Genomic DNA, 13,427 nt, shown 5'->3' with positions numbered 1-13,427 from the left:
ATGAATACCTTTATTATTAGAAAAAGTCTTTACATTATTCCGTGTTTTGCTTTTGTAGATTTATTTTCTCAGCAGAAAATTACGGGTAAAATAGTTGATGAAGATAACCATAGTCTGAATTCTGTTTTGGTGGTAAATATTTCCAATAATAAAAGTGCTCAGAGTGATTCTTCCGGACAGTTTGTGATAGAAGCTCAGCAAAATGATGAAGTTCGTTTTGTGAAAGATGGATATTATCGTTCAGATAAAAAGATCACAAATGAGAATATAAATATTCCTTTTAATATAAAGCTTTTGAGGGCTGAGACCTTAATTCAGGAAGTTAAAATTACCTATAAACCTACTGGCAATCTTGAAAAAGATAGTAAATATCTTGATGGATCAAGAAAAATAGCTGCTTTGAAATCATCAATGGATGAATATATGAAAAGTCCATTAAGTGAACCTTTACCGAATAACTCTATTTCAAAAACTTTTACAGGACATGATTTTAGTGCAGGACAGGTTGATATGGTTAAGTTGATTGGCGCTGCTGTTGGTTTAGTGAAGAAAGCTGGACAGCCTAAAATTACAAAGCCTGATTATTTTGAAAATCAGAATTTTATGAATAGACTTAAAAGAGAAGTCAATGTTGGCTTTCTTACAAAATACGGAATGACTGAAGAGCAGATTGATAAATTTTTGGTATATGCTAATGACACGAGAAAATTAGCGAAAAACTACCGTAAAAATTTTGATATTGTTACTGTTGAAAATGAATTGAGAGTCGCTTTTGCGGAATACAGGAAAACTAAAAAAATAGGAGAATAAAATAATAGTATTATCTGAATTGAAATTAAAAGATCAATACTCATTTTTATTAGGCTGGAAAAAAGTTTTTTTGTTCCTAATTTTTTTGTGTAATTGCGTCTTTTCTCAAGAAATAGTAACCGGAAAAATCACAGACGAAAATAATATTATGCTAAGTTCGGTTTTGGTTGTTAATATTTCAACTAATAAGAGTAGCTATAGTGATATTTCTGGACAATTTGTGATAGATGCGCAAGAAAATGATGAAGTCCGTTTTGTGAAAAAAGGATATTATCGCTCTGATACAAAAATTACCAAGGATAATATAAAGACACTTGTGAATATATCTTTATTAAGGATTGAAACTTTAATTCCTGAGGTGAAGATTCCTCATAAGCTTACAGGGAATTTAGCCAATGATAGTAAGCTTTTTGATAGGCCTAAAAAAAAAGTTGCTTTACAGTCTGATATGAATAAGTATATGAAATCTTCATTAAATAGACCTCTTCCATTATCTAGTAGTGTAATTCCAAGTAGTTTCAGGGGGCATGATTTTAATGCTGGACAAATTGATGCTGTGAAATTGCTTGAGGGAGTTGCTGACTTGGTAGGGAAAGCTACAGGTTCTAAAGCTACGACACCTAACTATATTGAAAATCAAAATTTTATAAATAGGATTAAATTAGAGGTTAATTTAAACTTTTTAGCGAAGTATGGAATGAATATTGAGAATGTAGATAGATTTTTGGTATATGCAAATGATAAACTACAGTTGGCGAAAAAATATAGAAAAGACTTTGATGAAGAATTAATTGAGTCTGAATTAAAAAGAATATTCAAAGAATATATTAAAACAAATAAAATTTTAGATTAAGTATCATTAATATCTTTACAAGGTAAAAAAAACAGAAGATTAAATGAAAGAGAAATTGTTTTTTGTATTTCTATTTTGGTTTGGGATTATCTTTTCTCAAGAAATAGTAACAGGTAAAATCACGGATGATAATGATATTAACCTTGGGGCTGTGACGGTAGTTAATATGTCAACAGATCAAAAAGTATATACCAACTCTTTGGGTGAATTTTCTATTGAAGCTTTTAGTAACGATGAATTGAGATTTGTAAGAACTGGCTATGAAAGAATTTCCAAAAGAGTATTGATAAACGGAATAAACTCCCAATTAACAATCACCCTTATTAAAATCCCGGAAGATATAGAAGAAGTTAAAGTTGCGAAAAAATTAACGGGCGATTTGGGTGATGATTCCAGATTGGTTGTGAAAGTGGATAAAGGAGAGATTGTTCAACAGGCAGTTGGGCTTCCACAGCCTATCGGTAAGATGAGGGAGACTCCTGCAGATGTGAAAAGAGTTTTACTTCCTATACTTTTGGGTTCGCTGGATGTTCAGGGAACTTATGATTTGATAAGCGGTAAAGCAAGAAGACAAAAACGACAGTACCGATATGATGATTTGCAAGAGCATATTGTATGGATTCGTAAAAGAGTAGATGATGACTATTTTATAAAAGCAGGAATTTCTGCGGAAAGAATTTCAGAATTTATTGAGTTTGCTTTTGTCACAAAACCGCAGACTCGCACCTATGTGAAAGCGAAAAATCTGTCTGGTGTGCTGTTAAGATTAGAAGAAGTTATTCCTCTTTATACCGAAAGATTAAAGCAACTTAAACAATAATACAACTGTTAATGAAATCTTAAAATTTCGGAATAGAAATTGATATATCATTAAGATTAAAATCAATCAAATTCACGAATTTTTATGAATAAAAATATTATTGCCATTGCAGTTGCATCTCTAGGCTTCATCATTGGTCTTGGCCTTTTAGGAAGTGCCATTAAAAACAGAAATAAATCTGAAAATACCATTTCTATTACCGGTTTGGGAACGAAACAATTTACTTCGGACTTAATTACTTGGTCTGGAAGTTTCTCTAAAAATAATGCCGATTTGAAATCTGCTTATGATGAATTGGCGATGGACAGAAAAGTGATCAACGATTATCTTATTTCAAAAGGGATCAAGCAAAGTGAAATTGTTTTTTCTTCGGTAGATATTCAGAAGCAGTTTAGAAATTATACAGACTCCAATGGAAACAGTGTTCAGGGAGAATTTTCGGGCTATAGCCTAACACAAAAAGTTTCTATTGAAAGTAAAGAGGTTGCAAAAATCGAAAACCTTTCCAGAAATATTACAGAAATTATCAATCGTGGAATAGAATTTACGTCTTCTTCACCCTCTTATTTTTACACCAAATTAGCGACTGTAAAGCAGGAAATGATTGCTTCTGCAACCAAAGATGCCAAAGAAAGAGCCGAAAAGATTGCTGAAAATTCGGGAAGTAAATTAGGGAATCTTAAAAAAGCATCAATGGGCGTGATTCAAATTACAGCGCCTAATTCTAATGAAGATTATTCGTATGGAGGAACTTTCAATACATCTTCTAAAGAAAAAGAAGCAAGCATTACGATAAAGTTGGAATATGAAGTGAACTAAACTTTCACAGATAGAAATAAGACTTATTATCCTTGACAAGGATAAATTGAAAAAACAAAAAATCCGAAGTTCTATGCTTCGGATTTATATTTTTAATGATAAACAATATCATAAATTTCATCTTTAACTTCCTTCAGATTTTCAGGAGTATAATTCGATAATAACCAAAGGTCTAGTGGTTTCTTACCTTCACCGTAACTTGGTTGTACATACATTTCATCAAGAAGTTTAAAGCCATTTCTCTGATAAAAAGAATAGCGTCTTTTGGCGTCTTCACCTAAATGTTCAGGTTCGATCTCTAAAATAATTCTTGGGTAATTGTCAAATAAATATCCGGTAATATGTGACCCGAATTTCTGACTTCTAAATTCTTCAAACACCTCAAAATGCTCTACAAAAACATAATGGCTCAGCTCCCAAAGGATGAGGTAACCCACCGTTTTTGAGTCGTGTAAAACAGAAATTATTTTCACATTCGGGTTAGAGAAAAGGCTCGAAAATTTATCCCAATCTCTTCTCTCATCTTCAGGAAAAGTACTGGAATAAGAATTATAGATTTCTTGAACTCTATAATCGTCTGGTGATGTAATCGGTAAAAATTCCATAGTTTATAAATCGAAAACGCTAGGTCTTCTTGTGATAAAAATATCTTTGATCCAAAGTATAAATGCCAATCCTAAATAGATAAGAAAGAAAAAACCTGCCGTAGCAAAAGTAGAGTAGATAAAGAAAACTCTTAGCTTAGACACGGGAATTCCCAATTTAGCACCCATTCTTGTAAGAACGCCAAACCATTCTCTTTCCATTTTATGGCGGATATTATCAAACATTTGAAGTTTCTTTTAAAAGTTTAAATCCAATACTGCAATTTAAGCAATTTTTTTCTTCACAGGAATTTTTATAGTGATAAATCAAGCTCTGACTTTCTAAAGCACTTTTAATGGGTAAACCAAGATTTTTCCATTGACCGATAATTGTATTTTTCTCTGATGAAATGCTTGTATAAAATGCTAAGATCTCATCGGTAATTTCTTCATTTTGATATTTATGATAGGTGTATTTTAAGGGAAGAATGGTATTTAAAATAATTAATTCAATGAAATCTTTAGTCAAAACTTTAGGTTGGTCTACTGTTGAGATTTTCCCAAAATTAAAATGATTATCCCAATATTCCGAAGCTTTTACCTCTTTGAAGATTTTAAATAATTCAGCAGCATTTTTTGCGAAAATTATTTTTGAAAAATAAGCTGTGGTGCTGGTGGTAAAGGTTCGCTAATTGTGATAAACGGATGGTGGGAAAATTCGGAGGTCTCAGTCTTAAAAATTTAGGACGAAATTGTAAGTCCGAAATATTGAATTTAGCTTTAATAAAATCAAACTCTCGTTTCCAGATTTGCATGGATTCATCTTTGGGATTTTCTAACCATCCGGAAACTCCAAAGAATAAAGCTTCAAGCTGAGCTTCGTTTTGTTTGATCTTATTGATGACCGTGAAGTTGATGCTTTCTGCAATTTGCTTAAAAATAAAGGCATTTACTTTTAAACCAAAAGAGTAGGCGAGATGATGAAAAAGAACGGCCTCAAAATTATTTTTATACAATGCTAAGCTGTTTTCTATTTCTACTGATTTTTCTTGCAGCTTTTTAAGAATATTCTCTTCATGAAAATGGATGGGAATTTTATGTGGATCAAAAATATTTTCACAAGGAATAAATTGATTTTCACTTATCAATTTTTCATACTTCCAAAGGATGTTTTCATCAATGAAACTTTTTAATTCGAGTGTGGGAATATTCTTGTTTTGAAGTTCATCAATCTCAATATCGTTTTGGAAAACAACGTGAAGGATTATATTTTGATAATTGGGATCTTTAGAATGATTGTGAAAGATCCAGTCGGATGACTTTACGTGTAATTCGATGTTTCCTGCAAGAATTAAATTATTGGTTTTAATTTTTGCCATCTGAAAATCGGGTCCGGAATCGGTATTCCATTTTCCGAAATCTATTATTTCAACGGAATTTCCTTCAATATCCTTGAAGTCAAAATTTTGGAAGATCTTAAAGTTCCAAAGATATTGAAGTAGTTTTTCCGTCATGAGTGTCTTACAAATATAGCCGAAATGCTATACTTTAGACAACTCCTTTTTAAAATTTTCTATCGTTGTTCTATACATTTCCTCATATATAGGAAGAATGTTTTTCAAATCGAATTTTATCGCCTGTTCTTTCGCGTTTATCTTCATTTGGGTTAAAAGTTCTTCGTTGCTCAACAATTTGATGGTGTAGTTACTCATGGCTTCTACATTTCCAATTTCTGCTAAGAAACCAGTTTCTCCCTGAATATTAACTTCGGGAATTCCACCTGCATTTGAACTGATAACGGGAGTGTTTGCCGCCATTGCTTCCAATGCCGCCAAACCGAAACTTTCCTGCTCAGAAGGCAGTAAAAACACGTCTGAAAGCTGAAGAATTCTATATAAATCATTCACTTTTCCAAGAATACGGATCTTTGAAATCAGATCAGGATTTTCTTCTAAAAATTGATTGACCTTTTCCATATCGGGTCCTTCTCCAATAATAATCAGTTTAGATTTTACTTTTTTCTGAACATTTTTGAAAATTTGAAGAACTTCGTCAACACGTTTTACAGGACGTAAGTTAGAAACGTGAATGAGTATTTTTTCGTCAGGATTTGCAAATTGTGTTCTCTGACAATCACTAGGTTCATCAAATTCAGAATTATCAATAAAATTGGTAATTACCTGAATTTCTTTTTTGATCTTGAAAAACTGCAGCGTATCTCTTTTTAAACTTTCAGAAACAGAAGTGATTGCGTCTGATTGATTAATAGAAAATTCTACTGCATGTTTGTAACTTGGATGTTGGCCAACAAGCGTAATATCCGTTCCGTGAAGTGTTGTTACCAATGGAACGTCATTATTGTCCTCTTGCAACATTTGCTTAGCCGTAAACGCCGCATAAGCATAAGGAATTGCATAATGAGCGTGAAGTAAATCTAGTTTGTAAAGGTTTACGACACGATAAATCATTGAGCTTAAGGCAATATCATAAGGTTGATATTGAAAAAGAGGGTAGGTCTGAACATTTACTCTGTGAAAGAAAATATTCGGATTGGTAATATCTAGTCTTGCAGGAAGCGCAGAACTTATGAAGTGAACTTCATAGCCTTTATTGGCCAGGGACATTCCCAGTTCTGTAGCTACGATTCCACTTCCTCCGTATGTTGGATAGCAAAGTATGCCTATTTTCATTAGTTTATTGTTGTTTTGATGTTGTAAAAACTGTTGAACTCACTTTTGTGTTTGAAGCAGAACTTGGGTTCAAATCGATTCCCATTCCTGCTTTCAAATTATCATTAACTGAAACAGGAAGTCTGCCCCAGATTTTTGTTTTTCCGTTAAATGCATTAGCTGTTGCTGTCATTGAATCATCATTGTTTTCGTAAGATACAAGTACAGTAGAAACTTTTGAAATATCAATGTCTTTCAAAGCGTAAGCACTTCCGAAAACATTTAGAATAACATTTTGATTTTTCGTTAGATCAGCCAAGGCTTTTTTCGATGGTTCTGAAATTTTATAAGGTTTGTAAGCGGTAGAATTATCTTTATGGAAACCTACAATTACTGTAGAATGAGCAGGAATTGAATTAATCTCACTTGCTTTTTTTACGATAATATTTGAACCTAATTGATTGGTAAATGTTTGATATGGGGCTTCTTCCAATGGAACATAATAAATTTGTTTGCCAGTAAGAGGAAGTAATTTTTTATCGTCTTTTAATAACGTTAAAGCATTTGCATATAAGTTTTGAACTAAGTTTATATGTGAACTGTTATTCAGATCTTGATTTACATTTTCAGGATTTTTAGGAGTGTATTGAGTCAATCCTAAATAATATTTTGTTAATAATATTTTCTTTACACTTTCTTCCACTCTTGATTGTGGAATATCTCCTTTATCAATAGCTTTTTGAATTAATTTTTTCCCCTCAGAAACACCTTGAGAAAAAAGCATAATATCATTTCCTGCGTTGAAAGCCAAGGCGTCTAATTCTCCCGGTTTGTATTTATTGGCTACGGCACCCATATTCAGGGCATCGGTGATAATCAAACCTTTATAGCCTAATTTTTCTTTTAATAAACCTGTGATGATATTTTTAGAAACAGAGGCGGGAATTCCTTTTCCTGATTCTAAGCTTGGAACATATAAGTGTGCCACCATTACTCCTCCGATTCCTTTATTCATTAAGGCTTTAAATGGTGCTAATTCTATTTTATTTAATCTGTTGATGCTGTGTGAAACCACGGGAAGGTCAAGGTGAGAATCTGTACTCGTGTCACCATGTCCAGGGAAATGCTTTATTGCAGCAAGAATATTATTATTCTGAAGTCCGTTTGAATAAGATAATGCCGAATTAATTACGTTGTCAACCTCAGATCCGAAACTTCTGTTTCCAATAATCGGATTATTAGGATTTGTATTAACGTCAACAACTGGCGCAAAATCCCAATTGATGCCCATTCGGTGGCAGTCTTCGGCTATTTTGGCAGACATCTGCTCAATTAAATTTTTATCCTGGATAGCCCCTAAAGTCATGGCCCAAGGAAATTTATGAGCGGCAGCAATTCTTTGGAACAATCCCCATTCAGCATCCATCCCAATCATTAATGGGACTTTAGATTTTTGCTGGAATTCATTAACTAAAGTAATTTCTCTTGCTGCATCATCCTGCATTAAGATCAACCCTCCAATTTTATCATTTAAAACAATGTTTCGGACCTGATTAATGTGGTTTTCATCTTTATTGGTGTATAAAGCAACAATAAAAAGCTGACCTAGTTTTTCGTCCTGAGAAAGGGATTTATAGGTGGTGTCAACCCATTGATTGGCTTTGTTTATATCTGCTTGAGAAATATTTTTAGGCTGGTATTGAGCTGCCGTTTTTGTGCTCATGCCTAAGAATATAAAGAGGGAAATATAAGCTACTTTCTTCATTACTTTTTGAATATGAACAAAAATACAATTAAAATAAGGATGAAAACAATGTTTTTAAGTTTTTTGGTATATGTTTTGAATAAGCCATATCAATAATAATTAAACTTTTATAAAATGAAAAAATTTCTTCCAATTTTACTTTTAGCTTTTGTGAGCTTATTCATATTTAGCTGTGATAATCGTGATGATAATGTTCAATATAAAGATAGTGATACTGTGGCTGTGATGAAAGACGCAACAGGATCATTTATAAGTAGTGAAGGGTATAAGCTTATAATGGATATTAGTATTGAAAATACAGATGTAGTTTTAGTATATAGACGGGATCCAAATGCAAGTAATGCTTGGCAACTTATACCTAAAACATATTACTTGTCGGGAGGTAGACAATTAGATTATAATTTTCTTTTTAGCACTAAAGAAGTAGAAATTTATACAGATCGTATTGATTATAATACATTGTCGACTTCAGAAAGAAATCAGTTTTTAAATAATCAAACTTTTAGAGTTGTACTTGTACCTGCTAATGCCACAGGTCAACATGCTAAAAAAGCAGCTGTTGATTACAGTGATTACAATGCTGTAGTTAAGTATTACAATCTTAATGATTCTAACGTTACTAATACTAAAGTAAATTAAGAATATATCTTTTCAATTTTTTATAATTAAAAAAGCTCCGTAAGAATTATTTCTTACGGAGCTTTTGATTGTATTGAGTTTAATTATCGTTGTCATCGAGAAGATGTCCAAAATAATCTTTCTTTGTTTGTAAGTATCCTTTGCTATTCTCATTAGCCGGAATTTGTAAAGGTATCCTTGAGTTGAGATGGATATTACTATTCTCTACATGTTTTACCTTTTCAGGATTATTGGTGAGAAGATTGATATCTTTTACATCCAATAAATTTAAGATATCAATGGCAACTCCAAAGTTTCTGTCGTCTGCAGGAAGTCCCAGTTTTAGGTTGGCTTCTACGGTGTCAAATCCTTTTTCTTGTAAAGAGTATGCTTTTAATTTATTGATGATTCCTATATTTCTTCCTTCCTGTCGAAGATAAATAATAATTCCTCCCTTTTCATAGGTATATTTCATTGCGGCATCAAGTTGCTGCCCGCATTCACATTTTTTTGAATGGAAAACTTCTCCCGTAATACATTCTGAGTGGAAACGTACATTTACAGGCTTAGAAAAGTCTGTGTTTTCGGCGATAATAGCCATATGAGGCATCCAGTCGTTCTCATTTTCGGAGAAAGCAATCATTCGGAAATTGCCGTGTTCTGTAGGAACGTTAGCTTCCGCCTGAATTTTTATCATTAATAATTCGAATTAGTTTTTTAATTTCCTTTTAAAGAATCTTCGATAACGGTAATATTGGTTTTTAATCTTACCAAATATCTGTTAAGTACTTCGTCATCATCTTTGTTGAGATGCTGTCTCAGTTTCTGAATTTTTTTATACGATTTTTCGAAGCTTTTAATAGCTCTGTTCTTTCCTGAAAGATTATTGGCATCAATAGCATACAGGTAGTTTTGTAAACTGTATTTCAAGCTTATTACTTCCTCATTTAATCCAGAATTTTTGAACTTAGGAAAAGTTGAAATTAGGTTAGAGATCTCTGATGCATTTACATTTTCTTTAATGTTGATGTCGATGCTTTTCTTTACTCCTCTATCGGAATCAGAACCTTTGGCTTCGCTATAAAAATTATTAGACAGCGGAGAAAAATTTAATTTTTCCGTTGCGCAGGATGATGTTATAATTATTAGTACTCCGAAAAAAAATAGTCGTTTCATTTTTGCCCCTTTTGATAAAGGATTGGGTTAAGACTGTCATCGTTATACATTTTCATTTGTTTGTATACCTTCATCTTAACATCACCGTTCTCAATATCAGTAAGCAACTGATTAATAGAAGTAGACAGATCTTCTTTCTGAGTAAGCAGTACATCTAATTTTGCTTGGCAATTTAGACGGTGCTCTTCAGAAGCAGATTCTCTGTTAGCTTCTAAAGACATATGATAAACCTTTAATGCAAGAATTGATAATCTGTCTACAGCCCAAGCGGGTGTTTCAGTATTGATTTTTGCATCAGATTTAGGAGTTATATTTTCAAACTTATTAAGAAACCAACTGTCTATAAATTCTACTAAATCAGTTCTTTTCTGATTAGAAGCATCTATTGTCCTCTTTAATTGAAGAGCTTCAGTGGGATCTATATTCTCATCTCTAATTATATCTTCCAAATGCCATTGAACGGTATCAATCCAGTTCTTTGCATACAAAATTCGTTCCAAACTGTCTTTTTCGAATGGGTTATTAACTAGAGCGTTAACGTTATCAAGCACGTGATAATCTTCAATTGATTGATTGAAGATTGGCCATGCAATCTCTGTAAAGTTCATTAATTCTATAGAATTTTAGTTGCTGGTAGGGTTATTATCAGGAGAAGGCTTTTTTTCTTCAGCACCTGGTTTGTCTTCTTCTTTTACAGCATCTTTGAATTCTTTAATACCTGAACCAACACCTCTCATTAATTCCGGGATTTTTTTACCTCCGAAAAGTAATACAAGAAGTACCGCTACGATAAGGATATGTTGCCAAGATAAGGCTAATATTGTTAGTGTTTGCATTGCTAAATTTTTTACAAAGTTAATCTTTTTTAATAAGAAACCCAACCTAATGGATCAACTGGTGTAGTTCCGCTCCATACCTGGAAATCAAGGGTGTAAGAGCCGTCAAAATCTTGCCCTACGACCCCTACAGGAGTGCCTGCAGATACTTGTTGACCTTTAGAAACGCTTACACTTCCTAAGTTGGAATAAATGGTGAAATAGTTTCCGTGTTTTACCATGACGGTTTTCGTTCCGTCACTGTTGGCTAAGATTGAGGATACTGATCCTGGGAATACACATTTTGCACGTGTTCCTGAAGGTACAGAAATCTTAATCCCATTATTTTCTTCAACAATGTTTTTAAACACTGGGTGAGGCTGTCTTCCGAATCGGTGTGTAACCTGTCCTTTATCTACCGGGAAGCCTAGTCTTCCTCTGTTTTCTGCAAAGTTATTGCCTGCAGCAGCAGGAGCAACCCCATAATTGGTCATTGCTTTGGTTTCAGCAGCTTTTTTCTCGTCGTCTTTTTTCTTTGTAAGGGCAGCTTCCGCGGCTCTTGCAGCAATTAATTTATTTGAAGCTTCTCTTGCTCTTTCATTGGCTTCTTCTGATGCTTTAGTTGCCGCTACTTTTCTTGCCGCATCTTTTGCATTAGCTTCAGCTCTTGCCGCTTCTTCGGTACGTTTCTTTTCTTCTGCCGCTCTTTTAGCCGCTAATTCTGTTGCTCTTTTAGCTTCAGCTTCAGCTAATAGTCTTTCTTTTTCTAATGCCTCAGCTCTGGCTCTGTTTTCAGCTTCGATTCTTGCTTTTTCTCTTTCAGCAGCAATCTTTGCAAGACGAATTTTTTCAGCTTCAGCCTTTCTTCTTGCTTCTTCTTCAGCTTTCGCTATTCTTATTTCTTCAGCAATGATTGATCTGATTTGCCCTTCAAGCGCTTTAGACTGAGTTTGTTTTTGTTTAAGTTCAACCGTTAACTGAGATTCATTTTTCTTGAAGTCTGCAACAAGTTGTTCTTTCTGAGCTCTTTCAGCATTTATTGTGGTTAAATCTTTTTGTTGATTTACTAAAAGCTGCTCTTTATCTTTAATAGATTTTTGTCTCTGAGTAATGGTGTTTTTTATCTTGGCTGCGGCATTTGAAATTTCAGCCGCTTTTTTATCTTGATAATCAGAGTATTCTTTTAAGTATTGAACTCTTCTTATGGCTTCTCCCATATTTTTGGCAGAAAGAATAAAAGTTACCTTATTTTGTACTCCTTTGTTTTTGTATGCGTTTACCAAAACGTCGGCATAATTCTTTCTAAGAACGGCCAATTCTTTGTTCTGACGGTTAATTTCTAACTGACGAAGGTAGATATCATCTTCAATAAATCTTTTTTCTTTTTGAGTATTGGTATATACTTTTTCTCTTAAGACTAGTTTTTTATTAACGTTGGTAAGATATGCTATAGAAAGTTTAGATTCGCTTCTGGTTTTAGCTAAATCTGAATTTATTTGTGCAATTTGTTTTTTAAGGTCGGCATTTTGGCTTTGTAATTGCTCTTTTTTTTGCCCATATTGCAATGAGAACAGCAAAATACCTATTAAAAAGCTAATTTTTTTAATCATTTAATCTCGATTTTCTTATAACTGGATGGTACTGAATACGGTGTTTCTATCCTGGAAAAATCAAATTTCGTATTTTCTAGTAAAATTTGACTGCTTTTTGACCCTTTTATAATTATTTTAACATTTTTAGGTAAACGAATTGCATTATATTCATCCCAATTACTGTAAGATATTTCTAATTCGTCTGGTGATAAAACATCTTTTAAGTTTACGTTTAATAAATCATAATTGGTATCATATTGTAACGTAATCTTATATTCTCGTGTTTTTTCTTCCGTAACGATTTTTTGATTGACGTTGGATGCCATTTTATACCCCTGTGCATTTTTTGTAAGGGTAAACTGAGAATCACTGATTTTTACAAAAGTTCTTCCCATTAGTATTTTTTCTAATGATTTGTAATCAATAAAGTTGACGTTCAATAAATTATTAAGATAATCAAAATCGGAATCGATATAAGTTTTGCTGGTTTTATCCTGCCCTTTTATTCCCTCAGGAGTTGCAATACCTCGTGCAACGGTAAATAAAAATGCGGATAAATTCATCCAAACTTTCTGATTATTTTCGATATAAATGGTAGCATCAAGCGTAGGAATAAAACTTCCAGTCTCTACGTTTACTTTACTGCTAATCTTTATTTGATCGAACTTGGGTGGAATAAGAACATGCTCATAGAATGCAAGCTTATCTCTTACAGGCTGGCTGGCATCTTTCGGATTTCCATCGTCTTTTACTGCGACAGTGCTGTCTTGTATATTGCTGTTGTTCTTTTTAGCGGCATTCCTTGTCTTACAGGATGACAAAACGAGAAGTAGTAAAATTAATGGTATCCAGTTTTTCATGTATTTATCTTTTTGATTAAGGCAATACTTTGCAATATTAACGCCA

General features: G+C 33.1%; 17 protein-coding genes. 5 read left to right on the top strand and 12 right to left on the bottom strand.

The annotated features are described in order from the left end of the window. The 4 genes from AMQ68_RS17815 (at position 1) to AMQ68_RS17800 (ending at position 3,302) form a co-directional block, all read left to right on the top strand. Complete coding sequence (locus AMQ68_RS17815; protein ID WP_054511964.1) at positions 1-810, top strand: hypothetical protein; 810 nt, start codon at positions 1-3, stop codon at positions 808-810. 19 nt (positions 811-829) lie between these two features. Then, the gene (locus AMQ68_RS17810) at positions 830-1,663 is read left to right on the top strand and encodes a hypothetical protein (protein WP_054511963.1); all 834 of its coding nucleotides are present in this window, start codon (positions 830-832) and stop codon (positions 1,661-1,663) included. A gap of 43 nt (positions 1,664-1,706) precedes the next feature. Beyond that, positions 1,707-2,483: a hypothetical protein gene (locus tag AMQ68_RS17805; RefSeq protein ID WP_054511962.1), complete on the top strand. Its 777-nt coding sequence runs from the start codon at positions 1,707-1,709 to the stop codon at positions 2,481-2,483. Between the two features lie 84 nt (positions 2,484-2,567). Further along, entirely contained in the window at positions 2,568-3,302 is a 735-nt protein-coding gene (locus AMQ68_RS17800) for an SIMPL domain-containing protein (RefSeq protein WP_054511961.1), read from the top strand. A gap of 92 nt (positions 3,303-3,394) precedes the next feature. On the opposite strand, the gene AMQ68_RS17795 is transcribed toward AMQ68_RS17800, so the two are convergent. The 6 genes from AMQ68_RS17795 to AMQ68_RS17775 are packed head-to-tail and all read right to left on the bottom strand — an operon-like array spanning position 3,395 to position 8,320. Beyond that, on the bottom strand, positions 3,395-3,907 hold the full coding sequence (locus AMQ68_RS17795; protein WP_054511960.1) for a GNAT family N-acetyltransferase: 513 nt from the start codon (positions 3,905-3,907) through the stop codon (positions 3,395-3,397). 3 nt (positions 3,908-3,910) lie between these two features. Then, positions 3,911-4,132: a PspC family transcriptional regulator gene (locus tag AMQ68_RS17790; RefSeq protein WP_054511959.1), complete on the bottom strand. Its 222-nt coding sequence runs from the start codon at positions 4,130-4,132 to the stop codon at positions 3,911-3,913. Further along, positions 4,125-4,532 carry a DUF2851 family protein gene (locus AMQ68_RS25960; protein ID WP_369678656.1) on the bottom strand — a complete coding sequence of 136 codons (408 nt, stop codon included), beginning with the start codon at positions 4,530-4,532 and terminating at the stop codon, positions 4,125-4,127. Before AMQ68_RS25960 ends, AMQ68_RS17790 begins: the two co-directional genes overlap by 8 nt. After that, the gene (locus tag AMQ68_RS17785) at positions 4,510-5,400 is read right to left on the bottom strand and encodes a DUF2851 family protein (protein WP_369678655.1); all 891 of its coding nucleotides are present in this window, start codon (positions 5,398-5,400) and stop codon (positions 4,510-4,512) included. The genes AMQ68_RS25960 and AMQ68_RS17785 overlap by 23 nt, the downstream gene beginning before the upstream one ends. 27 nt (positions 5,401-5,427) lie before the next feature. Then, positions 5,428-6,576: an N-acetyl-alpha-D-glucosaminyl L-malate synthase BshA gene (gene bshA / locus AMQ68_RS17780; protein WP_054511958.1), complete on the bottom strand. Its 1,149-nt coding sequence runs from the start codon at positions 6,574-6,576 to the stop codon at positions 5,428-5,430. Between the two features lie 4 nt (positions 6,577-6,580). Beyond that, on the bottom strand, positions 6,581-8,320 hold the full coding sequence (locus AMQ68_RS17775) for a glycoside hydrolase family 3 protein (protein WP_054511957.1): 1,740 nt from the start codon (positions 8,318-8,320) through the stop codon (positions 6,581-6,583). Positions 8,321-8,434: 114 nt separating this feature from the next. Here AMQ68_RS17775 and AMQ68_RS17770 point away from each other — a divergent pair, with 114 nt between their 5' ends. Then, on the top strand, positions 8,435-8,959 hold the full coding sequence (locus AMQ68_RS17770) for a hypothetical protein (protein ID WP_054511956.1): 525 nt from the start codon (positions 8,435-8,437) through the stop codon (positions 8,957-8,959). Between the two features lie 79 nt (positions 8,960-9,038). Here the strand turns inward: AMQ68_RS17770 and ribA are convergent, their stop codons facing one another. From ribA to AMQ68_RS17740, 6 genes are read right to left on the bottom strand one after another with little or no spacing between them, the layout of a single operon-like run. Further along, complete coding sequence (ribA, locus tag AMQ68_RS17765) at positions 9,039-9,635, bottom strand: GTP cyclohydrolase II (RefSeq protein ID WP_054511955.1); 597 nt, start codon at positions 9,633-9,635, stop codon at positions 9,039-9,041. 20 nt (positions 9,636-9,655) lie between these two features. Next, on the bottom strand, positions 9,656-10,114 hold the full coding sequence (locus AMQ68_RS17760) for a hypothetical protein (protein ID WP_054511954.1): 459 nt from the start codon (positions 10,112-10,114) through the stop codon (positions 9,656-9,658). Then, entirely contained in the window at positions 10,111-10,722 is a 612-nt protein-coding gene (locus AMQ68_RS17755; protein WP_054511953.1) for a DUF4254 domain-containing protein, read from the bottom strand. The genes AMQ68_RS17760 and AMQ68_RS17755 overlap by 4 nt, the downstream gene beginning before the upstream one ends. A 15-nt stretch (positions 10,723-10,737) precedes the next feature. After that, positions 10,738-10,950, bottom strand: a complete 213-nt coding sequence (locus AMQ68_RS17750; protein WP_054511952.1) for a twin-arginine translocase TatA/TatE family subunit — start codon at positions 10,948-10,950, stop codon at positions 10,738-10,740. A 29-nt stretch (positions 10,951-10,979) separates the two neighbouring features. Then, the gene (locus tag AMQ68_RS17745) at positions 10,980-12,539 is read right to left on the bottom strand and encodes a murein hydrolase activator EnvC (protein ID WP_054511951.1); all 1,560 of its coding nucleotides are present in this window, start codon (positions 12,537-12,539) and stop codon (positions 10,980-10,982) included. Next, positions 12,536-13,381, bottom strand: coding sequence for a DUF4292 domain-containing protein (locus tag AMQ68_RS17740; RefSeq protein WP_054511950.1), 846 nt, complete (start codon positions 13,379-13,381; stop codon positions 12,536-12,538). The genes AMQ68_RS17745 and AMQ68_RS17740 overlap by 4 nt, the downstream gene beginning before the upstream one ends. Between the last annotated feature and the right edge of the window lie 46 nt (positions 13,382-13,427).

It is taken from the genome of Chryseobacterium sp. ERMR1:04 (genome assembly GCF_001297705.1).
In the GTDB taxonomy this organism is placed as follows: Bacteria; Bacteroidota; Bacteroidia; order Flavobacteriales; family Weeksellaceae; genus Chryseobacterium.
Note: the sequence above shows the minus strand (reverse complement) of the source record. Positions and strands in the feature narration are given on the sequence as shown.